We start from the raw sequence: 22,162 nt of genomic DNA, 5'->3' as shown, positions 1-22,162 counted from the left end.
CGCCTTTGCCCGGAGGGACATGTGACCGGAAACCTGACGTTCGGCTACCTTTACGATTTTCGTAACCCACGGGAATTCCACCGTTCCCCGGCGGAACTCTATGCCGAAACGCTCGATGTGATCGCCGAGACCGAACGGCTGGGCTTCACTGGCGCCTGGGTGCCCGAACATCATCTCGCCGATGACGGCTACATGCCTTCGCCGATGCTGGCGCTGGCTGCGATCGCCGCGCGGACCAGGACGATCCGCATCGGATCGGCTGTCGGCCTTGGCCCGCTTTACGATCCGCTGCGTTTCGCCGAGGATTGCGCGGTGCTCGATATCCTGTCGAACGGCCGGGTCGAGATGGGGCTGGCGATCGGCTACCGGCGGCGCGAATATGCCGCGATGGGGCTCGATTTCGGCAAGCGCGGCGCGCGTTTCGATGAATTCCTGTCGATCGTCCGCCGGCTCTGGGATGGCGAGACGGTCGATTTCGAAGGCGCGCATTTCCGCCTGCAAGGCGCCAGGGTGGAACCGCGCAGCCCGCGCGGGCAGATTCCGCTGTTCATCGGCGGCTTCGCGCCCAAGGCGTTGCAGCGCGTGGCCAAGTATGGCGATGGCTATTTCGGCAACGAGGAAGTCTGCGAAACCTACCTTGATGCGCTGGTGGCGCAAGGCAAGGACCCGTCGCACGCGCGGATCTGGCTGCAGAACCTGATGCTGGTGGTGGCGCGCGACAAGCAGGCGGCGATCGACGAACTGGCGCCCTACTTCCATCAGGTCAGCAATGCCTATGGCGCCTGGATGAACGAGGACAACGCCATCGGCCTGGCCAACGCCGCGCTGAAGCCGATGGACCTCGATGCCTTCAAGCGCAGCCATATCATGCACGTGATGACGCCGGACGAGGCGATCGACCATTTCCGCGCGCAGCGCGGCCGGGTGCCGGTGGAGCACGTGATGCTGATGCGCCCGCCCGGCCTGCCGGCCGATCGCTTCCTTGACTACGCGGGCCTCTTCGCCAGCGAAGTGATCCCGGCGTTCCGCTGATCGTGCTGGCGGACCAGCCCGCGGAGGCGCGCCGCGCCCAGTCGCCGCAATCGGTGACGCGGGTGATCCGCATCCTCGAAGCGCTGTGCGCCAGCCCCGCGCCGCTCAGCCTTGCTGACCTTTCGCGCCTGCTCGGCACGCCCAAGAGCAGCCTTGCCGCCTTGCTGCGCGGCCTGGCCGACGAAGGCTTCGTCGCCGCCGCCGATGGCGCCTGGCGGCTTGGCCCCGGTGCTTTCGGCCTGGGCAGCGCGCTGGCCGAGGCGCGGCGGCGCTTTGCTTCGTCAGACCTCATTCGTGACGGGCTGCGCCGGCTGGCCGAACGCTCGGGCGAGACGGTGCTGTTCGCGGTGGCGGACGACGATGGCGAGCGGCTGACGTATGTGGATGTGATCGAAAGCCGCAACGCGGTGCGCTTCGCCGTCTCGATCGGCGATCGGCGGCCACTCCATGCGACAGCAGGCGGCCGGGCGCTGCTGGCGGCCGGGCCGGAAGCGGCGGCCAGCGCCTATCTGGCCCGCCTGCGGCCAGAGCGCTTCACGGCCGCCACGCTGGTCGATCCGGCGGCGCTCGCCCGGGAGATCGCGGCGATCCGCGCGGCCGGGGTGGCGCAGACGGTCGATCAGGCGGCCGAGGGCGTGACCGGCACGGCCGTGGCGATCCGCGATGCGGCGGGCGCGGTCGTCGGCGCGCTGGTGGTCGCCGCGCCAAGCTCGCGTTCGGCCGATCGGCTGGAGGAACTGGCCCGCCTGGTGGGCGAGGAAGGCGCGACGATCTCGCGCAGCCTGGGCTTTCGCGGCCTCGGCTGAGCGGCGCGGCCGACGCTCCCGCCATTGCGCTGGCTATCGGCGGCAAAGCGCTGCACAGCGGCTTGCCCGTTCCTTTCAGGAGACAATCGCATGTGCTTTTCGGCCAGCGCGAGCTTTGCCGCTTCCGGCGTGCTCGGCGCGATCGGCATTGCGACCTTGCGCCATGTCCGCGAACCGCGCGCCTTGCTGTTCGCCGCCGTGCCGGGCCTGTTCGCGCTGCACCAGTTCACCGAAGGCATGGTCTGGCTGGGGCTGGATGGCCGGGTCGGGCCGGTGGCGCTGGGCCACGTCACGTTCCTTTTCATGCTTTATGCCCAGGGCATCCTGCCGCTGCTGATGCCGCTCGCGGTCCTGCTGCTGGAGCCGCCGGGCTGGCGGCGCCGGGCGATCACGGCGTTGACCGTGCTGGGGATGCTGGTCTGCGGCTGGATGATCTATGGGCTGATCTTCTTTGAGAGCACCTGCTTCGTGGAGCAGCATTCGATCGCCTATCGCAATCCGGTCACGGGCAATTTCGGCGTGTCGCTGCTCTATATCCTGGCCACGTGCGGCGCGCTGGTGCTTTCCAGCCATCGCGTCGTCCGGTGGTATGGCGTGCTCAATGTCATCGGGCTGACGATCGCGCAGATCGTCAAGGAATATGCCTTCGCTTCGGTCTGGTGCTTCTATGCCGCGATCCTCAGCATCGTGATCTACTGGCAGTTCAGCCGCCGCGATATCGCCATCGCCACGCCCAACCGGCTCTCGCCGATCCTCAAGCCGTTTCTGCTGCCCTGGCTGCGGTTCTCGCGGTCGGGCCGGGCGGATCAGTAGGGGCGCTCTTCCGCCAGCATCGCGGCAAGGCTCGCGCCGAAATCGCGCGCCTGCCACAAGGCGAGGAAATTGGTCGTGACCAGCAGGAACCCCTGCACGACCTTGTCGGCGCCCAGCGCGGGATCGCGCGGGCCTGTCACCGCGTCGATGTCCGGCAGGCGCGCCGCCACCAGCGCGGGCAGGTCCATCATCAGCGAAAGCCCGGTGATCGCGAGCGCGAGATCGAAATGCAGCCCGAGCCGCGCGGGATCGAGGCGCGGGCCGCCGTGGGCCGCCAGCTCCGCCGCGTAATGCGCCAGCAGCCCGGCCAGCTCGGCTTCGAGGAACGCGGTGTCGCTGGCCGAAAGGCCGCCCCACAGGCCGGTCGCCACGTTCATCTGCCGGACCATGCCCCAATCGAGCAGGCCGCAACGCAGCGCCCCGTCCGGCTCGCGCCAGAACCACGCGTTGTCGATGTTGGTGTTCCAGTGGCACAGCGCGATGAAACCGGCATCGGCCTGGAGGAAGCGCCGGACTTGCGCCTCGTGCCGCAGGAAGCCGATCGCGTCGCGCAGCAGCTTGTCGGCGAACGCGGGCGTCCGCAGCGCGGGCGGGAAAAGCTGCGGAACGCGCGCGATGAACCCGGCGAGGGCGGCGATCTTCGCGCGCAGCCCCGCCTCGTCCCACGCGATCGGCAAGTCCGCCTCGGCCTGGGCGCGGCGATAGGGAAACAGCCGATCGACCTGCGGCGAGAGATGCCCGGCCTTGTGTGCCGCGGCCAGCCGCGCCTGCGCGCTTGCCAGCACGCGATAATAGGCCAGCGGATCGGCCAGCTCGTGGTCCATGCACTTGGCGTGGAGCGGCTCGATCGGCGGCCGGCCGAACGCGATGCGCTCGGTCACGAGCAGGCCGGTGCCGCTGGCGGGATCGAAATCACCGAACATCGGCCGCGCGACCGCAATCGGGAACCCCGGCAGGCGGGATAATGCGGCAAGGCGCACTTCGCCATCCAGCTCGAAGCGCCGCCGATCGCGAAAGGGATCGGTGAAATCGCGCGAGAACTTGGCGAACAGCGCGGTCGGCAGGTACGGCGCGGGGCGCGCGTAGGCGATGTCGAGTGCCAGCTTCTGGCCGGAATTGCCGCCGGCAAAGGGCGCGCTGCGGCGCACCGCGACCACCCGGTTGTCCCGCGGTAATGAGCCATAGGCGTGGAAAGCGGCAGTCAGGAACACGGCCGCGTCCGCGCCGCGCAGCATGTCCGGGCGCGCGGGAAACACGATCCCGGTCGCGCTGCCGCGCGCATGGTCGATCGGGTCGTGCGGCGTGCCGGTCAGGATCGCGCTCGCGTCATTCGGGTTCGAACACCAGCAGCACATTGCCCGGCATCTTGGTGACGAAGCCATAGCCCGACGAGACGACAAGCTGCCCGTGATCGGCGATCGGCGCCGCGCCGCCGCTCATCGCGCCGCCTTTCGCCGCCACGCCGTTCACCGTGGCGAAGTCGCGCATGGTATCGGTTTCCCAGAGCACCTTGCCCGTGGCGACATCGTAGATGCGCAGGAATCCGTCGTCAGAGCCGGCGAACAGCAGTTCGGGCGTGACGCTGATGGCGCCGCTGTAGCCCGGCAGGCAGAACGGGCGTCCCTCGCAGACTTGCGGCGCGGGCGCCTGCCACAGCGATGTGCCGGTGACGATATCCAGCGCATGGATGCCGGGGCGCGGTTCCAGCGGGTTCTTGGTGCCGTCGGGCATGTCGCTGATCGGTACGATCAGGCGGCCGTCGACCGTGGCGATGCCGAAATGGGTGCCGCCCGCCATGCCGCCCCGGCCGAGCCGCTCGGTCCATTTGACCGCGCCGGTCGCCGCGTCGAGCGCGAAGGCGATGCCGGCCTTGCTGCTGTTGACGACATAGTCGCGCCCGTCCTTGCCCCTGGCCAGCGCCGCGCCGGTGCCGAAGTTGTAATCGGGGCCGGCATCGACCGGGCACTGATCGGGATCGGGTGTGACGCAATCGACGTTCCAGGCATCATCCTTGATCAACTGGAAATCCCAGACCACGTCGCCCGTCGCCAGATCGAGCGCAACGATGGAATCGGTCAGCCGGGTGGTGGGGCGCGAGTAATTGCCGCCAGTACCGATGATCAGGCGCTGGCGCGCGGTGTCCACCGCCATGCCCGCCCAGACCGGCAGGCCCGAAGGCCCCATGTGCTTGCCGCCGGCTTGCGGCACCGGCTGGTCGACCAGCCACTTGCGCCAGCGTTCCGCGCCGGTCCGCGCATCGAGCGCGAGCATCGAGCCCCGGAAGGTGCAGCACACGTAACCCGGCGTAGCCGCCGCCGCTTCTTCCAGCGAGGAGATCGCGACGTAAAGCGTGTCCTGCCACAGCACCGGCGTGGCGGTGATGACGGCGGCGGGGTGCTGGTCCGCCCGCACTTTCCACACCAGCTTGCCGGTGAAGGCTTCCACCGCATAGGCATTGCCTTGCCAGTCGCCGAAGAAGGCCAGCGGGCGCGCGCCGGTATCGCCGGCCCGCCACGGGCTCAGCACGATGCCGGTGCGCACTTCGGCCGTCGCGTCGAACTGCCAGCGCACGCAGCCGGTCTCGCGGTCCAGCGCATAGACCATGCCGCCGTGGCTGCCCACGAAGATCGCCCCGCCGCCCAGCGCCGGCTGCGAACGGGCGCGGGTGGCACCGGGAAAACCGAAAGCCCACTTGAGCTTCAGCTTGCCCACGTTGGCGCGATTGATCCCGGCTTGCGCGCTCGTTACCGAATGGGTGTCGGCATGATCGAGGCCCCAGCCGGCGAAAGCGGGCGGCTGGTTGATATCGAACCGCGCCCGCGCGCCCGTGCACATCGCCGCTGGCGGCAGGCTGGCCCTGCTGCCCATCGCGATCCCGCTGAGGTGCTGGGAAACCTGGACTTTCTGCTCCTCGCTCAACGCGCCGCCTTGCGCCTGCATGGCGCCGGTGGTCAGCGCGGCATGGATCATCTCGGGCGTCATGTTGCTCAGGATGATCCGGGCGGGCGCGCGGCCGGCGCCGGTCTCATGGCAGGCGGCGCAATATCGCGTGTAGACTTCCGCGCCGATCGGGAACTGGGCAGCCTGCGCCGTGACGCCGGGCGTCTTGTCCGCCAGCAGATCCTCGGTAGAGACGGGCGCGGCGCGAAGCGGCGCCATCCATGCGGCCAGCACGAGAAAGACCAGTGCGAAGAGGGCGAACGCCATAAGCCTGAAGGTCCGCCCGCTTGCGGCTCGATCCGTTTCCCATCGCGCTTGCATCCGCCCATCCCGTCCGTCTTTTTCTTGCCCGCTAGAAACCCCAAGGGCGCGCCACTGGCAAGCCCGGCCAGAGCGCCGGGGCGGATTTTCGCAGGCGGGCAGGGGGTGGCGCGGGGGAAGGGGCCTTCAGGCGGCGCGCGCGGGGTGGCGGCTTTCAGCCAGCGCGGTTTCGATGGCGCCCTGGAACTGGTCGGTGGCGCGTTCCCAAGAGAACTGGCGGCCGAGCCGGGTCGCGGCCGCGCGATCCAGCGCGAGCGCGCCGCGCACCGCAGTCGCCAGATCAGGGTCGAGCACGCCGGCAGGCGCGGGCAGGTCGCCATCCGGGCCCAGGCCATCGGGGCCCAGGATGTCGATCGGGCCGGTGACGGGATAGCCGGCAACCGGCACGCCGCTGGCCAGCGCCTCGATCACCACCAGCCCGAACGTATCGGTCAGGCTCGGGAAGACGAAGCAGTCGGCGCTGCGATAGGCGGCGGCGAGTTCTTCGCCCGAAAGCGCGCCCAGGAACAGCGCCTTGCCATGGCGGCGGCGCAGTGTTTCCAGCGAAGGGCCATCGCCGACCACCACCTTGGTGCCCGGCACGGCGAGATCGAGGAAGGCGCCGATGTTCTTTTCCGGCGCGACGCGGCCGACATAGAGCAGCACCGGGCCGGACAGGCCCGCCATGGCCGGATGGCGCGGGCCTTCGGGATGGAACAGGCCGTGGTCGATCCCCCGGCTCCAGCGCCGGGTATGCGCGATGCCGCGTCCGGCCAGTTCGGCCGCGAGGCTGGGCGTGGAGACCAGCACCGCGCGGCTGGCGGCGTGGAACCGGCGCATGATCGGCCAGAACCGCTCGGCGCTGATGCCGGTGCGGACCGAGGCATATTCGGGAAAGCGGGTGTGGAAGGCCGAAGTGAACGGCACCCCGCGCGAGAGGCACCAGCCGCGCGCGGCCCAGCCGATCGGGCCTTCGGTGGCGATGTGGACGATATCGGGTTGGGCCGCGTCCAGCTTCCTGCGCACGCCGAAGCGCGGCGCCATCGCCAGCCGGATCGAGGCATAGCCCGGCATCGGCACGGTCAGGAACTGGTCGGGCGTCACCAGATCGACGCCGATGCCGCGCCGTTCCAGTTCGGCCACCGTGGTGGAAAGCGAGCGGACGACCCCGTTGACTTGCGGGAACCACGCGTCAGTCGCGAGAGCAAGCTTCACGCGGTGGCCTCAACCTCTTTTTCCAGCGCGCGGATCGGCGTGCCGGCGGCGGCCTTTTCCTCGGCCCAGTCGATGATCGCGATCTGGCCTTGCGCGTCTTCGGCCAGCGCGGTGCAGCTTTCCACCCAGTCGCCATCGTTGTAATACGTGATGCCGCCGAACTGGCGGATTTCCGCGCAGTGAATGTGGCCGCAGACCACGCCGTCAAGGCCCCGGTTGATCGCTTCGGTGGCCACCGCTTCCTCGTAGGAGGAAATGAAGGCGACCGCGTTCTTCACCCGCTTCTTCATATAGGCGGAAAGCGACCAGTAAGGCAGGTGCAGGCGCCGGCGCACCGCGTTCATCACGATATTGGCGCGCAGCAGCAGGCCATAGGCGGCATCGCCCAGGAAGGCGAGCCAGCGGGCATAGAGCACCACGCCATCGAAGCTGTCGCCATGCGTGACCAGCAGCTTGCGGCCATCCGCCGTCTGGTGCACCGCTTCGAGCACGAGTTCCACGCCGCCAAACGTCAGCCCGGCGTAATCGCGCAGGATCTCGTCATGGTTGCCGGCGATGAACACCACGCGCGTGCCGCGATGCGCCATCTTGAGCACGCGGCGCACCACTTCGTTGTGCTCGTCGGGCCAGTACCAGCCCTTGCGCAGCCGCCAGCCATCGACGATGTCGCCCACCAGGTACAGCGTCTGGCATTCGATCGAGCGCAGGAAGTCGACCAGCATCGCGGCGTTGCAGCCGCGCGTGCCGAGGTGGATGTCGGAAATCCAGACCGTGCGATACTTGCGCTTGGGCCGGAACGACTTGGGATCGGGAAGGTCCAGCCATGCCGGAATCCTGGTGCCGTTGCCCGCGGATGTATCCTGCCGGGCGAGGAGACCGCCTTCATCAAGCTGCATGCGCATGAAACCCTTTCATTTGCATTGCAGTCCCTATCTGTTCCGCATTTCGCCTCCGTGACGATACCGGGTCAGTTCAATGACAACTGTGGACAAAAGGATGGCGGAAATCCGCCGTCGGGCGGTTGCCTTGCGTGTTTCATGCAAGCGTCGCCGATATGTCACCCGCTCGTCATAATGGCTCGCCAGAAGCAGCCTCGCTTGGCACTGGACAGGGGAAGATGCGGCGGATCGACATCCTACTGACGCGGGAACTGGATGGCGGCATGGCACCCTTCCGCCATGACGATTTCGCGCTTGTCCTGCATCATTGGGCCAATCTTGACGAATTGCCGCTGATCGAGGGTTCGCTCTGGGCCTTCGTCGACTGGGTGCTGCCCGAAATCTCCGGGCTGGAAGTGTGCCGCCGGCTGCGCTGCGATCCGCTGACCTCGCAGGCGCATGTCACCATGGTGCTGGAAGACGATGACCAGGAAGACCGCAAGCGTGCCCTGCGCAGCGGCGCGGACGATTACATGCTGGGGCCGCTCACCCGCACCGCGCTGCTTGACCGGGTGCTGGCGGCGAACCTGCACGAGCACGAGGCGGCCGCCACGCGCAGCGTCTCGCAAGGCGAGCTGACGATCGATGTCGCCGCGTTCCAGGCGCGCTGGAAAGGCAAGCCGATCTCGCTGATGCCCAATGAATTCCGCCTGCTGCGCTATTTCGTCGAGCATCCTGGCCGCGTCTTCACCCGCGCGCAGCTGATCAGCGCGCTGGGCAAGCAGGAGCCGGCGGTGGACGAACGCACCGTCGATGTCTGGATCGGCCGCTTGCGCCGCGCCTTGCGCGCGGTCGGCGCGGGCAACCCGTTGCGCACCGTGCGCTCGCTGGGCTACGTCTTCGACACGGTGTGAGAAGGCGCTGGGCGCCGCGGCGCGCCGTGGCAACGCTTCGTCCCGGCATTGCCGCGCGAGGCTTGCCGGCCAGCGCGCAAGGGTTGTCAGACCGGATGCGATAGGGCAGTTTCGCTTGCGGGATTGAAGGTCCAACACGGAGGTTTCCTGATGACTGAACGACTGACGCCTTACGGCTCGGCCGAAAATGCCCACGCCATTGCCAAAGTCGGCAAGAGCAAGACGCCGCGCAGCCTGGCTGATCGTATGCCTTCGGCCGAACTGGTTGCGAAAGTCGGCAATACCGCGATCGGCACGATGGGCTCGGGCCGCGTCGTGCGGCGCAACGCGCGCTGAGCCGATCGGCCGCGCCCTGCGCGCGGCCCGGTGCGCGTTGCTTTTGACGTACGCTTTGTATTCGGGGCTGGCCGTCTCATCACCACGGTTCCCGCCAGCCCGGGGAACCGATGGTTCAACAGGGAGGATTTCTCAATGTCCATGCAACTGACGCCTTATGGCTCCGCCGAAAACGCCCACGCCATTGCCAAGGTCGGCAAGAGCAAGACGCCGCGCAGCCTGGCCGATCGTATGCCTTCGGCCGAACTCGCCGCGAAAGTCGGCGGAGTACCGACGATCAACGCGGTGACGCACCGCGTCGTGCGCCACAACGCGCGCTGAACCCGATTGCCGGGCCGCGACCTGCGGCCCGGCGCCTCGGCGGGGCATCCGCCTTTCGCCCATGGGCCATGACATCGCTGGAGCGGCGTGATGCCAGAAACGGTTTTCACGCCCTCGGGCGTACGCTTGCGCAAGCATTCGGCCCGCGCGGGCGACCTTAACTGGCTGCTGCTGCCCGGCGGACCCGGCATCGGCTCCGAAAGCCTGGATGAACTGGCCACGGCGCTGAATGTGCCCGGCGCGGTCTGGCTGGTCGATCTGCCGGGCGATGGTTCCAACCGCGCTCCGCCCGGCGCGGCGGGCGATCCTTTCGCCGCGTGGCCGCAAGTGCTGGTCGAGGCGGCGCGGGCCTTGCCCAACGTGGTTTTCGCCGGGCACTCCACCGGCGGCATGTATCTGCTCGCCACGCCCGAGCTGGAACGGCACATCGTGGGACTGGCGCTGCTCGATACCGCGCCCGACGCGGCCTGGCACCGCCACTTCGTGGCAATGACCGCGCGGCATCCCTTGCCGGAGGTCGAGGCGGCGACGGCGGTCTATGAACGGGACCGGCGCGACGGGAACATCGCCGCGATCGCGGTCGCCTCGGCGGAATGGAACTTCACCGCGCAAGGGCTCGCCGCCGGCCGCGCGCTGCTGGCGCGAATGCCGTACAACGCCGCCGCCGCGGACTGGTCGGAAGACAACTTCGATCATGTCTACCGCGCGCTCTGGTGGCCGGCGACGCTTCCGGTGCTGGTCCTGGCCGGATCGGACGATCGCATCGTCTGGCAAGGCGGCTGGGGCGAGGATCGCTTCCACACCGCCAACGCGCTATTCCGCGCGATCCCCGGAGGCGGGCATTTCCCCTGGATCGAAAATCCCACAGCGGTCGCGGCCGCGTTCGGGGAACTGGCCGCGCAGGTCCGGCCCGTCTGATCGCGCCGGCCCGGCGCGGCGCCAGGCCACTTTGCCGCTGGCGTCGCCGGCGAAGGCGAGGCAATCATCGCGCATCAGCGACAGGGGCGAAGCTTGGTTGACCTGCAGACCATCGTGGACGAGATCGCGGCGGAAATGGCGCAGGCGACCGAGCGTGGCGCGGTGGCAAGCTATATCCCCGATCTGGCGCGGATCGACCCGGCGCATTTCGGCATCGCGGTGATCGGCCATGACGGCGTATCCTATGCCGCGGGCGATGCCGACACCGCGTTTTCGATCCAGAGCGTCAGCAAGGTCTTCAGCCTGACCATGACGCTGGGCGCAGTGGGCGATGCCTTGTGGCGGCGCGTGGGGCGCGAGCCTTCGGGCAGCGCGTTCAATTCGATCGTCCAGCTGGAGACCGAGCAGGGCATTCCGCGCAATCCCTTCATCAATGCCGGCGCCATCGTCATGTGCGATATCCTGCTCGGCCGTTACGAACCGCGCGAGGCGATTGCGCAGTTCCTGCGCTTCGTGCGCGCGCTGGCCGGCGATGACGGCATCGTCATCGATCACAAGGTGGCCGGCGGCGAGCAGGAAACCGGCTTTCGCAATGTCGCGCTGGCCAATTACATGCGCGCTTTCGGCAATATCCAGCACGCGGTGGACAAAGTGCTGGGCATCTATTTCCACCAGTGCGCGCTGGCGATGAATTGCCGCCAGCTTGCGCTGGCCGGGCGTTTCCTGATGAACGGCGGGCGCAATCCGGCGACGTGCCGCTCGGTCGTCTCGCCGCAGCGGGCGCGGCGCATCCTTTCGCTGATGATGACTTGCGGCCATTACGACGGATCGGGCGAGTTCGCCTTTCGTGTTGGCCTGCCGGGCAAATCGGGCGTGGGCGGGGGCATCCTGGCGATCGTGCCGGGCATCGCCTCGATCGCAGTCTGGTCGCCGGGGCTGAACGAGCGCGGCAATTCGCAGCTTGGCACGCTGGCGCTCGAACGGCTGGTGCAGCGCACCGGCTGGTCGGTGTTCGAGCCTGTCGTGCTGAGCGCGCCCGAGGGTTGAAGGGGGCGGCGAAATGAAAGAAGCCCGGCCGCATCGCTGCGGCCGGGCCCAGGTTGCCGTCGGAGGGCAGGTGCCTCCGGGTCGAAACTCAGAACTTGATCGAGGCCGAGGCCGAAACCGTGGTGCCAAGATCGTAAGTGTTGAATTCAAGCGTGTTCGAGCCGACCTGCTGATACTCGCGGTGGCGCGTGTACAGCAGGTTGCGCGCTTCGAACTTCAGCTCGAATTCCTGGCCAAGGAACTGCACGCCTTCGCGGGCGACGAAATCGAGCTGCCAGCCCGGCCGCTCGATCACGTCGGGCTGCGGCACCGAACCGTTGAGGCCGCGGCTCATCGCGCGTTCGCTGGCATAGCTCAGCAGGATCGTCTGCTGCGACAGGCGCTCGGTATTCTCGAAGCCGAACTGCAGGTTCACCAGGTGGTCCGACTGGCCGGTCAGCGGCGCGCCATCCCGGAAGTAGTCGGTCGCGATGCCCGAGGACGCTGCGTAGACCGCCACCGTATCGCCCGACTGCACCTTGAGCTCGGATTTCGAATAGGTGTAGTTGACGATCGCCACCGCGCGGCGCTGCGAGAACCAGCCGCCCATTTCGGAGAGGTCGAAGTACTTCTGCAGTTCGATCTCGGCGCCGTAGAGCCGGGCTTCGGGCGCGTTGGCATAGCTGGTGACGAGCGAATCGTTCAGCGAGACCACGAAGGCCTCGATCGGCTTGTCGATCTTCTTGTAGAAGCCGGAGATCGACAGGCGCTGTTCCGGCGCGAAATACCATTCCACGCGGGCTTCGCCGTTGTAGAGTTGGCTGTCGGTCAGCAACGGGTTGCCCAGGTATTGCCGGTTGTTTTCCGGGTCGAAATACGGCTGGTAGATCAGTTCGCGGAACTGCGGGCGCGCGATCGTCTTCGAAGCGCTGAGGCGAACCTGCAGATCAGGCTGGACCTGATAGGTCAGCGTCGCGCCCGGCAGCCAGTATTCCTTGCGGAGCGCCGGCGGGTTGTTGAACGTGGGCGGCGTGCTGAACACCTGCACCGCGCTGACCGACTGGCGCGCCTTTTCGAAGCGGACACCCGCATCGAGGCTGAGCGCGTCGGTGATCTGGAAGTTCACCTTGCCGTAGCCCGCGTAGTTGCGCAGCTTGCCTTCGAACGCCGGGCTCGACGTATCGGGCTCGATCAGGTCGATCCCGCCGACGAGTTGCCCGGTCGAACTGTCGACCGTGCCGTTGATCAGGCCGGGCGAAAGCAGCAGGTCCGGGCGCAGCACCGAGGCTTCGACCGGGAACGTGCTCGACGCGCGGAACAGGAACTGGCGGCGCGAGCTGATACGGTCGGTATCGCTGAAGTAGCCACCGACCGTCGCCGAGATCACCGGCGAGACCACGTAGGTCAGGTCGATGCCGCCTGACCACAGCTCTTCGTTGAGATCCGAGAAGGTGACGCTGGCTTCGCCGTTGTTGCCGTTCAGGCGGTTGACGAAGAGCCGGCCGTAAGGGTCGGCCGACGAGTTGGTGCGCACGTATTCGAAGCTGGTCTCGTAAGGTGCTTCACGCTGCGACTTGGCGTAGCCGACGCGCACGTCGACCTGCATTCCAGGCGCCGGCTTGAACTCGCCGACGAGCTGGCTGTCGATCAGCTGCCGCTCATACCAGGCCGTGTCCTGCTGCATGAAATCGGCCGAGGTTTCGTTACGCTGGCCAAGTCCCAGGCGCGTCTGCTTGATGGTGTCGCGGATGTAGAGGTTGGTCCAGCGGATCTTGTTCTCGCCGAATTCGAGGCCGAAGCCGAGCAGGCCGTTGGCGACGATGCGATCATCGGTGCTGATGCGGTTGAAGTTCGTCTGCAGCGTCGAAAGGTCGGCGCTGAGCGAAGTCTGCTGGCGGGCGTCGCGATTGCGCCACTTGTTGCTGAAGCCCGCGGCGGCGATGATGCCCAGCCGGGCCCCGCCAAGATCGAACCCGGTGCCCCCGGAGAGCGAGATCGAATAGGCCGGCGGCAGATCGCGCACGCGCTGCGCGGTGCCCTTGCTGAAGCGCACGAGTTCGCTGCCGATTTCACGGCCGAGATCGACATCGCTGTTCACCAGCGCGCCGCTCTTGAAATAGTCCGTCAGCGCGGGGCCGAAATCGCGGCTGCCGTCATCGAAGCCGGTCCAGTCCGACTTCGAGCCGAAGTAGCTGTAGCCGGTGCGTCCGGTCGTCTCGGAATCGGCGGTGCCGCCGAATGAGATCGACAGGAACGGCTCGCGCGGGACGGCCTTGGTGGTCAGGTTGATCACGCCGCCGCCGAACTCGCCCGGATAGTTCACCGAGTAGCTCTTCTGGACGAGCGAGGATGCGATGACGCCGCTCGGGAAGATGTCGAGCGGCACGACGCGGCGCAGCGGTTCGGGGCTGGGCAGCGGCGAGCCGTTGAGCAGCGCGAGCGAGTAGCGATCGCCCAGGCCGCGCACGTACACGAGGCCGTTGCCGACCACGCTGAGGCCGGTCACGCGGCCCAGCGCGCCGGCGATGTTGCCTTCGCCGGTACGGGCGATTTCTTCAGTGGAAAGGACCGAGATGACCTGGTCCGACGTCTTGACGAGATTGCGGTTGCGCACGCCGGTGACGACGATCTCTCCGCCCGGAACGGAAATGTCGACGGGTTGCGCGGAGGAATCGTCCGCGGGCTGGCCAGCAGTGTCGCCCGTCGGCGGCTGGTCGGTGGACGGTGCAGGTTCCGTCTGCGCAAAGGCCACGGAAGGCGATACGAGTGCCGACGTGGCGAAGAGTGCGCCGGCTAGTCGCGACGTCAAGGACATCGGAATTCCCCTAGTTCCAAATGCAAGGACGGGGGCAGCCCAAACGGCTGCCCCCGCAAAGTCAGGCAGCCCCCTTTCAGGTCGTCGGCAGCGAGGTGCAGGCGCCCGAGTTGCCGGAACCGAAGTTCGCGGTCGCGCTGTTGCAGGTCCAGCCGGCGTACCAGGTGTCCGCGCTGTCCTTGACCGCGCCGACATAAGTCGTCGTGTCGAAGAAGGCCGAGGTCGCCTTGGGGTCGGTCGCGGTGCGGCCGGTTTCGTTCGCACCATTGATGAACAGGCTGGCCAGCGTGCTGGTGAACGTCGAGGTGGTGTTGGCGCCCGAACCGAACATCGTCGAGACCTGGTCAGCGGTGTAGCTGCCCGAGCCGAGGAACTTGGCCGCGTTGCACTGCAGGGCCACCGAGAACGTCTTGAGCGTCGCGGGCGTGCCGCCCGAGCCGTTCATGCGAAGGCACTCGTTGTTCGGCGTGATGATCAGGCCGTTGACCCAGGTGGTGTCCGAGTTGCCGCGCAGCAGGATGGAGGCAAGGTCGTTGCCTTCGTTGTTGCTGCTGGTCTGCGGCTGCAGCGCGGTGAAGTTGGCGACCGCCAGCTTGGTGCGGGGCGTATCGGCCTCGTTGCCGTTGCTGTCGATTTCCATCAGGGCGTCGCCCTGGCCCGAACGCTGGATGAGCAGCGCGTACTGCACGTTCATCTGCGCGCCGGTATCGACGTCAAGGCTGTCGTCGTCGGCGCCGACCGAGATGTAGTACTTCATGTTGGGGCTGCCGCCGAACCATTCCGAACCATCGTCCGAGCTGTTGTAGCTCATGATGTGGTCAAGCGTGGTGCCGCTGCCGATGCCTTCGCCGGTGAGCGACTGCAGCTCGATGTTGGCGCTGAGGATGAAGCCCGAATAGCGGAACTGAACGTACTTCATGGTGCCGGCGTTGTAGGCGCTGTCAGCGCCGCCGAAGCGGGCCGGATCGGTCGAGCCTTCGGTCTGGCGTTCGCAGTTGCCCGAAGCGACGGTGCCGGCGGTGCAGTCGGTGACGGCCGCGCGGCCCATCAGCACGACGCCGCCCCAGTGGCCTTGCGAGGTCTCGCTGACCTGGCCGGTCACGTTGTCGCGGCTGGTGAAGATGATCGGCGAGGTGGCGGTGCCGGCGGCGTTGATCTTGTTGCCGCGATTGACCGCGAGCCACGAAGCGCCGGGCGCGCCGATCAGGATCGCGCCGGGGGCGATCGTCAGCGTGACGTTGGTGTCGGCGGTCAGGTTGCTGGTGGGGCAGCCGACCGTCGAGGTGGCGACGGGCGCGGCCGTGGTCGGAGCGGCGAAGCCGCCGTCGCAGCCGACGTCGACGCGGCCGTTCATCTGGTAGACCAGGCCGGTGATCTTGGGCAGCGAGGTGGAACGGTCGATCAGCTTGGGCAGCGTGCAGACGCGATACGTGCCGGTCGGACCCGAGAGGATGCCGTTGTCGGTGAGCTGGTTCGAAGCGGCGATGGTCGGGCACGACGAAGCGGCTTCGACCAGGCCGGCGCCGGGAGTCGGAGTCGGGCTCGGCGTCGGCGTGGGAGCCGGGTTGTTGATGATCACGTCACCACCGGTTCCGGGTCCGGCAATGTCGCTCGGTCCGCAGCCGGCAAGGGCGAGCGCGCTGCAGCTGACGAGCAGCAAGCCATGGATATTCTTCACGATGAATCCCCCATTTTCTGGTCGAATGACGCAGCGACTCCGTCGTCGCTAGCCGGCGTGTAGAACTGGGGGGTGACAGTTTGTTGGCGGTATCGTGACAGTTTCGTGGACTTATGTGACTGGCATGTGACTATCGGCGCGCGATTATCGCATCCGGGCGGGAAGCAAATGGGCCGGCTCAAGCTTCGACTCGCCGAATCACGTTCGAATCAGTCTAACATTGCAATTTTATGACAGTTGCGTCATTTTGTTGCGATCCGGCGTAAATCGGCGGACAAATGCTCGCATGGAAGTGGATATTGGGAGAACGATCATGTCGGCCACCGCACTTATCGCCAGCGCACTCATCGCGCAGTCGGCGTTCTCGATGGCAATGGATACGCCGGTCGAGCAGAAGAACGACATCGCCACCGTCGAACTGCAGGCGGGCCAGCCGACCGAGGCCATCCGCAAGCTGGAGGTCGCCGCTTCGGACGATCCGGCCACGCTCATCAATCTCGGCACCGCCTATGCGCGCACCGGCATGACCGACAAGGCGATCGCCGCCTATCGCGCCGCGGTGGCGACGGACGTGCGCTATGACTTGCAACTGGCCGACGGCACCTGGATGGATTCGCGCCGGGCCGCGCGCAACGCGCTGCAGGACCTGCTGCGGGCCAACACCATCGCCGCGCGCTGAAGCGAGGCATTATATTTAACCGGATCGCCGGGCAGGAGCGGGGCTGCCCGGGTCCGGTCAGCCAGGCGGCGAAGCGCTCGCCCTTCGGAAAAAGTCGCGGCAGGCGGTGTGCCACGCAGCGCATCGCCGCATCGGTTCGAGCCCTGATCCCCGCCAATCGGCCTCACCACGCGGCCCCGTCACGGGGTCGCGTGGTGACGGCTTAGTCACAATGCTGTCATGAGATTAGCGCATCGCGCCCCAAACGGAGGCTGCGGTGATTCGTCCCAATACTATGATTTCGCGTGAATTCCGGCGTTTTTTCAGCGCCTTGGCATCGATGTTCGGCCTTGCCGCGACGTCGGCGGCGCAAGCCCAGGCCGTGGCGGGCGGCGATCCCGCCGGCAGCGGGCCGATCGTGGCCGCGCTGGGCTGGCTTCAAGGCACCTTATTGGGTAATGTCGCCACCGCGGTGGCCGTCATGGCCGTGGCGGCGGTAGGATTCATGATGCTGACGGGACGGATGAACTGGCGCTTCGGCGCGACGGTCATCATCGGCTGCTTCGTTCTGTTCGGGGCGGGCGCGATCGTTTCGGGCATCCAGTCGGCAGCGGCGGGCTGATGGCTCTCGCCCGCTATCCGGTCCACCGCGCGCTGACCCGGCCGCAGATGTTCGCCGGCGTCACCTACAGCTACTTCATCATCAATGCCGCGGTGACGACCGAGATCTTCCTGATCACCAAGAGCTTCTGGGCGCTGCCCGCCGCGGTGGTGATTCACGGCATCGGCTATCTCGCCTGCCTGCGTGAGCCCCGGGTCTTCGACCTGTGGATCGCCAGGGTCAGCAAATGCCCGCGCGTGCCCAACTGGCAACGCTGGGGCTGCAACAGCTACGCTGCCTGAGGAGAACGACCAAGATGGCCAAGCGCACGTTCGGCGGCCTTAGCGGATGGGGCAGGAAGGAATCGCTGGCGGGGGACCGCCTGCCGTACCTTGCCCTGGTGGACGAGAACGTCGTGCTGCTGCGCGATGGCTCGGTAATGCTATCGCTGATGGTGCCGGGCTTCGCGTTCGAGACCGCCGACACCGACGAACTGAACGCCCACGCGGCGACGCGCGAAGTGCTGCTGCGCTCCTCGCTCGACGCGCGCTTCGTGCTGTATCACCATGTGATCCGCCGCCGCGTGCAGATCGAGATGGAAGGCAACTTCGACGATCCGCTCGCCGCGCATATCGATGCGCGCTGGCGGGCGCGGACCGCTTCGGGCGCGCTTTACGTCAATGACCAGTTCGTCACGCTGGTGCGCCGTCCCGCGCGCGGCAAGGCGGGCTGGGCGGACCGGCTCTCGCGCCTGCTCAAGCGCGGTGTCGGCACGGGCGGGCAGGGGCCGGTGGAGGCCGATCCCGCCGATGTCCGCGCGCTGCGCGCCGCCGCCAGCGCGATGACCGCCTCGCTTGGCGCCTATGGCGCGCGGATGCTCGGCGATTACGCCGGCGCGGCCGGCGAGTGCTCCGAAGTGCTGGAACTGCTGTCGGCGCTCTACAATGGCGAGATGCGCCCGGTGCGCCGCCCGGTCGAAGGCACCGACATCGGCCACATGTTGCCCTACCGCCGGGCCAGCTTCGGCCTCGATGCGATGGAGCTGCGCGGCTCGGCCGGGGTGAGCTTCGCCTCGCTCGTCAGCCTCAAGGATTACCCGGACACCACCGCGCCCGGCCTGACCGACGCCTTGCTGCGCCTGCCCGCCGAACTGGTGCTGACGGAAAGCTATGCCCCGTGCGACCGGCAGGTGGCGCGTGAGCGCATCGATCTGGCGATCCGCCGGCTGAAGTCCGCCGACGAGGAAGCCATGGGCGAGCGGCGCGAGATGATGTCCGCGCGCGATGCGCTGGGCACTGGTGCGGTCGGCTTCGGCGATCATCACCTCTCGGTGCTGGTGCGCGCCGAGACGCTGGCCGCGCTTGACCTCGCGACCGCGTCCTGCGCCGCCGCGCTGGCCGATGTCGGCGCGGTCGCGGTGCGCGAGGACGTGAACCTGGAGCCGGGCTTCTGGGGCCAGCTTCCCGGCAACGAAGGCTTCATCGTGCGTCGCGCGCTGATCTCCAGCGCCAACATGGCCTGTTTCGGCTCGCTCCACGGCTTCGCCATGGGGCAGGCGAGCGGCAATCACTGGGGCGACGCGGTGACGCTGCTGGCGACGACCAGCGCGACGCCGTTCTTCTTCAACTTCCACCAGGGCGATCTGGGCAATTTCACCGTCATCGGGCCTTCGGGCTCGGGCAAGACGGTGGTGATGAACTTCCTGGCCGCGCAGGCGCAGAAGTTCAGCCCGCGCACGATCCTGTTCGACAAGGATCGCGGCGCCGAAGTGTTCCTGCGCGGTATCGGCGGCAATTACAGCCGCATCGTCGCCGGCCAACCGACCGGGTTCAACCCGCTGGCGCTGCCCGACAACGCGGTGAATCGCGCCTTCCTGCGTGACTGGCTGGGCGTGCTGCTGAAGGCCGGCGGGCCGGAGGAGCTTTCGATCATCGCCGGCGCGGTCGATGCCGCGTATGCCAACGATCCCTCGCTGCGCCGCCTCTCGCATTTCCGCGAACTGCTGGCCGGATCGCGCCGGCCCGAGCCGGGCGACCTGGCCAGCCGGCTCGATGCCTGGATCGCCAATGGCCCCAACGGCGGCGGCGAGCATGGCTGGCTGTTCGACAATGCCGAGGACCGGCTGGACCTGACCGCGCGCAAGCTGGGCTTCGACATGACCGCGCTGCTGGAGAACCCGCGCCTGCGCACGCCGGTGATGATGTATATCTTCCACCGGATCGAGGAGCGGCTCGATGGCGAGCCGACGATGATCCTGATCGACGAGGGCTGGAAGGCGCTTGACGACGAGGTCTTCGCCGCGCGCATTCGCGACTGGCTCAAGACGCTGCGCAAGCGCAACGCGCTGGTCGGCTTCGCCACCCAGTCCGCGCGCGACGCGCTCGATTCGAAGATCGCCACCGCGCTGGTCGAGCAGACCGCGACGATGCTGTTCATGCCCAACGCCCGCGCGCGCTATGAGGACTATTGCGAAGGCTTCGGCCTGACCGAGCACGAGCTGGACGTGATCCGCACGCTGCCCGCGCACAGCCGCTGCTTCCTGATCCGCCAGTCCGATGCCTCGGTGGTCGTGCGGCTGGACCTTGCGGGGATGCCCGAAGTGCTGACGGTGCTTTCGGGCCGCGAAAGCACGGTGCGCAAGCTTGACACCTTGCGCGAACGCTATGGTGACGAGCCTTCCGCCTGGTATCCGCTGCTGACCGGCGCCAACTGGCCCGGCGATGCCCCCGATGGCTTCGCGGACGGCGCGATCTGGACCGAGGCCGCCGAATGAGCGCTTGCGAACAACTCGCCGCCGATGCCTCGGCCGGGGTGGCCCCGGCACTGCGCGCGGTCGATTGCCTCGCGGGCGAGATGACCGCGGCCACGTTCGGCCGCCTGTTCGGCGAGCACGGGGCGATGGCCCCGGTGCTGACCATCCTGCTGACGCTGTACATCGCCTTCTTCGCGATTTCGCTGCTCACCGGCCGATCGAGCCTGAGCATCTCGGCGCTGACGCCCCGGATGCTGACGCTTGGCCTGGTGCTGACGTTCGCGACGAGCTGGATCGCCTATCAGGGGGTGATGTGGAATCTCGCGGTCGGCGGGCCGGACTGGATCGCCTCGTCGCTGATGGGCGCGGACGGTTCGGCGACGCAGATCTTCGGCGATCGCATCGACGTGGTGTTCAATGCCATCGCGCAAGTGGCGGAAACCAGCGGCGGCAGCGGCGGGCAGGCTGGCGCCGGGTCGGCCGCGGCCGCCGCGCAAGGCATGTTCACCCCTTCCAGCGTCATGTGGCTGGGCGCGCTGATGCTGCTGCTCGGCACGGTCGGCATCCTGCTGACCGCGCGGATCGCGCTGGCGGTGCTGATGGCGCTGGGCCCGATCTTCGTCGTCATGGCGCTGTTTTCCGGCACGCGCGGGCTGACCGCCGGCTGGCTGCGCGGCGTCGCGCTGACGGCGCTGACGCCGCTGTTCGTCGTGCTGGGCGGCGGCATCACGCTGGAACTGCTGGTGCCGATCCTCCAGGAACTGACGCAGACCGCCGGTGAAGTCGATGGCCGGGCGGCCATGGCGCTGTTCCTGGTGGCGGCGGTGCATCTGGCGCTGATGGGCATGGTGCTCAAGGTCGCGGGCACGCTGGTTTCGAACTGGGACGTGTTCGGGCTGGGCAAGTCGGACAAGACGCCGTCGGCCGATGCCGGCATGGTCGCTTATGGCGCCGCGATGGCGAACGCGGCGGCTGGTGTGGCACCCGTCGGCGCGGCGGCCGCGCCGGCCACCGCGCCGCGCCGCGCCGCCGTGGTCACGGCCGCATCGGCGGCGGCGATGGCCGATGCCGGGCCCGCCGGCGAGGCTCCCGCCCGCGCGGGGGAGCGGCGCACGGTGGTGACGCAAGTGGTCGGCGGCGGGATCGAGCCGATGGCGCCGCGCGGTGAAGCGCGCGCGCGCGGCATCGGCAGCCGTTTCCGCAATGCCTCGAACGATACTGGCAAGCGCCAGTCGCAGGAGATGATACGATGAACCGCGGCAAGTTTCCCGCCGCCAGGATTCCCGCCGTCACGATTTCGGCCGCCACGGTGCTTGCCGGCGCCGCGCTGCTCGCGTTGGCCGGCCCTGTCCATGCCGACGAGCGGCTGACGGAACGCCTTTACAGCGAAAACGAAGTCGTGCGGATCGACGGCAAGCTGGGCGTCCAGGCGACGATCGCGTTCGACGAGAACGAATCGATCGAGAATGTCGCGGTCGGCGATTCGCAGACCTGGCAGATCACCCCCAACAAGCGCGCCAATCTGCTGTTCGTGAAACCGCTGGAAGCCGGCGCGCGCACCAACATGACGGTGGTGACTGACAAGCACACCTATTTCTTCGATCTTATCGCCTCGGCCAAGGCGCGGCCGCTCTATATGCTGCGGTTCACCTATCCGAAGGAAAAAACCCCGCCGGCCGAACTCGCCGGGCTGACGGCGGCCGAGCAGGCGGCGCTGACCGCCGATGCCGGGCAGGCGCCGGTCGATCCAGCCATGCTCAACTTCGCGTGGAAGCGCGACGGCGATTCGCGCATCCAGCCTTCGCGGATTTATGACGACGGCAACGCGACCTACCTGCTGTGGGCCGACAAGCAGGCCGTGCCCGCGATCCTGGTGCGCAACGAAAAGGGCGATGAGGGCCCGATCAATTATGCCGTGCGCGGCAACACCATCGTGATCGACGATGTGCCCCGCACGATCCTGCTGCGCGCGGGCAAGGCGCGCGCGATGCTGGAGAATACGCGGCCCGAACCGGCCGCCGCGCCCATCACCACGCCCGATGCGGCCCCGGCGCCGGAACCCCCCGGGCCAGCGCCCACAACACCCGCCGATCCCGCCGCCACCACAGGCGTCGCCGCCGCTTCCCAACCCGTTGCTCCGGCCTTGAAGGAGGACTGAT

Annotated in this window: 20 protein-coding genes; 14 read left to right on the top strand and 6 right to left on the bottom strand. The window is 67.7% G+C overall.

Translation table 11 applies throughout. From position 1 onward, the window contains the following. Positions 1-21 precede the first annotated feature (21 nt). From PYV00_RS00340 to PYV00_RS00330, 3 genes are all read left to right on the top strand, one after another. Positions 22-1,032 carry an LLM class flavin-dependent oxidoreductase gene (locus PYV00_RS00340; RefSeq protein ID WP_275226247.1) on the top strand — a complete coding sequence of 337 codons (1,011 nt, stop codon included), beginning with the start codon at positions 22-24 and terminating at the stop codon, positions 1,030-1,032. A gap of 2 nt (positions 1,033-1,034) precedes the next feature. Next, positions 1,035-1,838: an IclR family transcriptional regulator gene (locus PYV00_RS00335; RefSeq protein ID WP_275226246.1), complete on the top strand. Its 804-nt coding sequence runs from the start codon at positions 1,035-1,037 to the stop codon at positions 1,836-1,838. A gap of 90 nt (positions 1,839-1,928) precedes the next feature. Continuing rightward, positions 1,929-2,651, top strand: a complete 723-nt coding sequence (locus PYV00_RS00330; RefSeq protein WP_275226245.1) for a DUF6629 family protein — start codon at positions 1,929-1,931, stop codon at positions 2,649-2,651. Here PYV00_RS00330 and PYV00_RS00325 read toward each other — a convergent pair. From PYV00_RS00325 to PYV00_RS00310, 4 genes are all read right to left on the bottom strand, one after another. After that, positions 2,645-4,006 carry a hypothetical protein gene (locus PYV00_RS00325; RefSeq protein WP_275226244.1) on the bottom strand — a complete coding sequence of 454 codons (1,362 nt, stop codon included), beginning with the start codon at positions 4,004-4,006 and terminating at the stop codon, positions 2,645-2,647. The genes PYV00_RS00330 and PYV00_RS00325 overlap by 7 nt on opposite strands. Next, on the bottom strand, positions 3,978-5,858 hold the full coding sequence (locus PYV00_RS00320) for a PQQ-binding-like beta-propeller repeat protein (protein ID WP_275226243.1): 1,881 nt from the start codon (positions 5,856-5,858) through the stop codon (positions 3,978-3,980). Before PYV00_RS00320 ends, PYV00_RS00325 begins: the two co-directional genes overlap by 29 nt. A gap of 180 nt (positions 5,859-6,038) precedes the next feature. Then, the gene (locus PYV00_RS00315; protein WP_275226242.1) at positions 6,039-7,106 is read right to left on the bottom strand and encodes a glycosyltransferase family 4 protein; all 1,068 of its coding nucleotides are present in this window, start codon (positions 7,104-7,106) and stop codon (positions 6,039-6,041) included. Beyond that, on the bottom strand, positions 7,103-8,002 hold the full coding sequence (locus PYV00_RS00310) for a UDP-2,3-diacylglucosamine diphosphatase (protein ID WP_428981600.1): 900 nt from the start codon (positions 8,000-8,002) through the stop codon (positions 7,103-7,105). The genes PYV00_RS00315 and PYV00_RS00310 overlap by 4 nt, the downstream gene beginning before the upstream one ends. A 221-nt stretch (positions 8,003-8,223) precedes the next feature. Between PYV00_RS00310 and PYV00_RS00305 the strand changes: the two genes are divergently transcribed. The 5 genes from PYV00_RS00305 to PYV00_RS00285 all read left to right on the top strand — a co-directional run bounded on the left by PYV00_RS00305 (position 8,224) and on the right by PYV00_RS00285 (position 11,520). Further along, positions 8,224-8,898, top strand: a complete 675-nt coding sequence (locus tag PYV00_RS00305) for a response regulator transcription factor (protein ID WP_275226240.1) — start codon at positions 8,224-8,226, stop codon at positions 8,896-8,898. A 150-nt stretch (positions 8,899-9,048) separates the two neighbouring features. After that, on the top strand, positions 9,049-9,234 hold the full coding sequence (locus PYV00_RS00300; RefSeq protein WP_275226239.1) for a hypothetical protein: 186 nt from the start codon (positions 9,049-9,051) through the stop codon (positions 9,232-9,234). A 135-nt stretch (positions 9,235-9,369) separates the two neighbouring features. Beyond that, positions 9,370-9,555 (top strand): hypothetical protein, encoded by a 186-nt coding sequence (locus PYV00_RS00295; RefSeq protein ID WP_275226238.1) that lies wholly within the window; start codon positions 9,370-9,372, stop codon positions 9,553-9,555. Between the two features lie 90 nt (positions 9,556-9,645). Continuing rightward, positions 9,646-10,473 (top strand): alpha/beta fold hydrolase, encoded by an 828-nt coding sequence (locus PYV00_RS00290; protein WP_275226237.1) that lies wholly within the window; start codon positions 9,646-9,648, stop codon positions 10,471-10,473. Positions 10,474-10,566: 93 nt separating this feature from the next. Then, positions 10,567-11,520, top strand: coding sequence for a glutaminase (locus PYV00_RS00285; RefSeq protein ID WP_275226236.1), 954 nt, complete (start codon positions 10,567-10,569; stop codon positions 11,518-11,520). A gap of 88 nt (positions 11,521-11,608) precedes the next feature. Here the strand turns inward: PYV00_RS00285 and PYV00_RS00280 are convergent, their stop codons facing one another. Together PYV00_RS00280 and PYV00_RS00275 are read right to left on the bottom strand one after the other, a co-directional pair. Continuing rightward, complete coding sequence (locus PYV00_RS00280; protein WP_275226235.1) at positions 11,609-14,314, bottom strand: TonB-dependent receptor domain-containing protein; 2,706 nt, start codon at positions 14,312-14,314, stop codon at positions 11,609-11,611. A 76-nt stretch (positions 14,315-14,390) separates the two neighbouring features. Further along, on the bottom strand, positions 14,391-15,992 hold the full coding sequence (locus tag PYV00_RS00275; RefSeq protein ID WP_275226234.1) for a hypothetical protein: 1,602 nt from the start codon (positions 15,990-15,992) through the stop codon (positions 14,391-14,393). A 286-nt stretch (positions 15,993-16,278) separates the two neighbouring features. Between PYV00_RS00275 and PYV00_RS00270 the strand changes: the two genes are divergently transcribed. From PYV00_RS00270 to PYV00_RS00245, 6 genes are all read left to right on the top strand, one after another. After that, positions 16,279-16,671 carry a hypothetical protein gene (locus tag PYV00_RS00270; RefSeq protein WP_275226233.1) on the top strand — a complete coding sequence of 131 codons (393 nt, stop codon included), beginning with the start codon at positions 16,279-16,281 and terminating at the stop codon, positions 16,669-16,671. Between the two features lie 274 nt (positions 16,672-16,945). Next, positions 16,946-17,272, top strand: a complete 327-nt coding sequence (locus PYV00_RS00265; protein ID WP_275226569.1) for a TrbC/VirB2 family protein — start codon at positions 16,946-16,948, stop codon at positions 17,270-17,272. Further along, positions 17,272-17,553, top strand: a complete 282-nt coding sequence (locus PYV00_RS00260) for a type IV secretion system protein VirB3 (protein ID WP_275226232.1) — start codon at positions 17,272-17,274, stop codon at positions 17,551-17,553. Before PYV00_RS00265 ends, PYV00_RS00260 begins: the two co-directional genes overlap by 1 nt. 14 nt (positions 17,554-17,567) lie before the next feature. Next, positions 17,568-20,024, top strand: coding sequence for a VirB4 family type IV secretion/conjugal transfer ATPase (locus tag PYV00_RS00255; RefSeq protein ID WP_275226231.1), 2,457 nt, complete (start codon positions 17,568-17,570; stop codon positions 20,022-20,024). Continuing rightward, the gene (locus PYV00_RS00250; protein ID WP_275226230.1) at positions 20,021-21,256 is read left to right on the top strand and encodes a type IV secretion system protein; all 1,236 of its coding nucleotides are present in this window, start codon (positions 20,021-20,023) and stop codon (positions 21,254-21,256) included. Before PYV00_RS00255 ends, PYV00_RS00250 begins: the two co-directional genes overlap by 4 nt. After that, positions 21,253-22,161: a TrbG/VirB9 family P-type conjugative transfer protein gene (locus tag PYV00_RS00245; RefSeq protein WP_275226229.1), complete on the top strand. Its 909-nt coding sequence runs from the start codon at positions 21,253-21,255 to the stop codon at positions 22,159-22,161. The genes PYV00_RS00250 and PYV00_RS00245 overlap by 4 nt, the downstream gene beginning before the upstream one ends. The last annotated feature ends 1 nt before the right edge of the window (position 22,162 follow it).

The sequence above is a fragment of the Novosphingobium album (ex Liu et al. 2023) genome, from assembly GCF_029076845.1.
Taxonomy (GTDB): Bacteria; Pseudomonadota; Alphaproteobacteria; order Sphingomonadales; family Sphingomonadaceae; genus Novosphingobium.
The sequence above is the reverse complement of the archived record's forward strand: the minus strand, read 5'-3'. Positions and strand labels throughout refer to the sequence as shown.

What these genes read in the sequence shown, in the direction of transcription:
- PYV00_RS00290 (WP_275226237.1), top strand. Translation starts at nt 9,646, where the DNA reads ATGCCAGAAACGGTTTTCACGCCCTCGGGCGTACGCTTGCGCAAGCAT.
- PYV00_RS00295 (WP_275226238.1), top strand. Translation starts at nt 9,370, where the DNA reads ATGTCCATGCAACTGACGCCTTATGGCTCCGCCGAAAACGCCCACGCC.
- PYV00_RS00250 (WP_275226230.1), top strand. Translation starts at nt 20,021, where the DNA reads ATGAGCGCTTGCGAACAACTCGCCGCCGATGCCTCGGCCGGGGTGGCC.
- PYV00_RS00265 (WP_275226569.1), top strand. Translation starts at nt 16,946, where the DNA reads ATGATTTCGCGTGAATTCCGGCGTTTTTTCAGCGCCTTGGCATCGATG.
- PYV00_RS00255 (WP_275226231.1), top strand. Translation starts at nt 17,568, where the DNA reads ATGGCCAAGCGCACGTTCGGCGGCCTTAGCGGATGGGGCAGGAAGGAA.
- PYV00_RS00260 (WP_275226232.1), top strand. Translation starts at nt 17,272, where the DNA reads ATGGCTCTCGCCCGCTATCCGGTCCACCGCGCGCTGACCCGGCCGCAG.
- PYV00_RS00310 (WP_428981600.1), bottom strand. Translation starts at nt 8,002, where the DNA reads ATGCAGCTTGATGAAGGCGGTCTCCTCGCCCGGCAGGATACATCCGCG.
- PYV00_RS00330 (WP_275226245.1), top strand. Translation starts at nt 1,929, where the DNA reads ATGTGCTTTTCGGCCAGCGCGAGCTTTGCCGCTTCCGGCGTGCTCGGC.
- PYV00_RS00245 (WP_275226229.1), top strand. Translation starts at nt 21,253, where the DNA reads ATGAACCGCGGCAAGTTTCCCGCCGCCAGGATTCCCGCCGTCACGATT.
- PYV00_RS00280 (WP_275226235.1), bottom strand. Translation starts at nt 14,314, where the DNA reads ATGTCCTTGACGTCGCGACTAGCCGGCGCACTCTTCGCCACGTCGGCA.
- PYV00_RS00320 (WP_275226243.1), bottom strand. Translation starts at nt 5,858, where the DNA reads ATGGCGTTCGCCCTCTTCGCACTGGTCTTTCTCGTGCTGGCCGCATGG.
- PYV00_RS00305 (WP_275226240.1), top strand. Translation starts at nt 8,224, where the DNA reads ATGCGGCGGATCGACATCCTACTGACGCGGGAACTGGATGGCGGCATG.
- PYV00_RS00325 (WP_275226244.1), bottom strand. Translation starts at nt 4,006, where the DNA reads ATGTGCTGCTGGTGTTCGAACCCGAATGACGCGAGCGCGATCCTGACC.
- PYV00_RS00270 (WP_275226233.1), top strand. Translation starts at nt 16,279, where the DNA reads ATGGAAGTGGATATTGGGAGAACGATCATGTCGGCCACCGCACTTATC.
- PYV00_RS00300 (WP_275226239.1), top strand. Translation starts at nt 9,049, where the DNA reads ATGACTGAACGACTGACGCCTTACGGCTCGGCCGAAAATGCCCACGCC.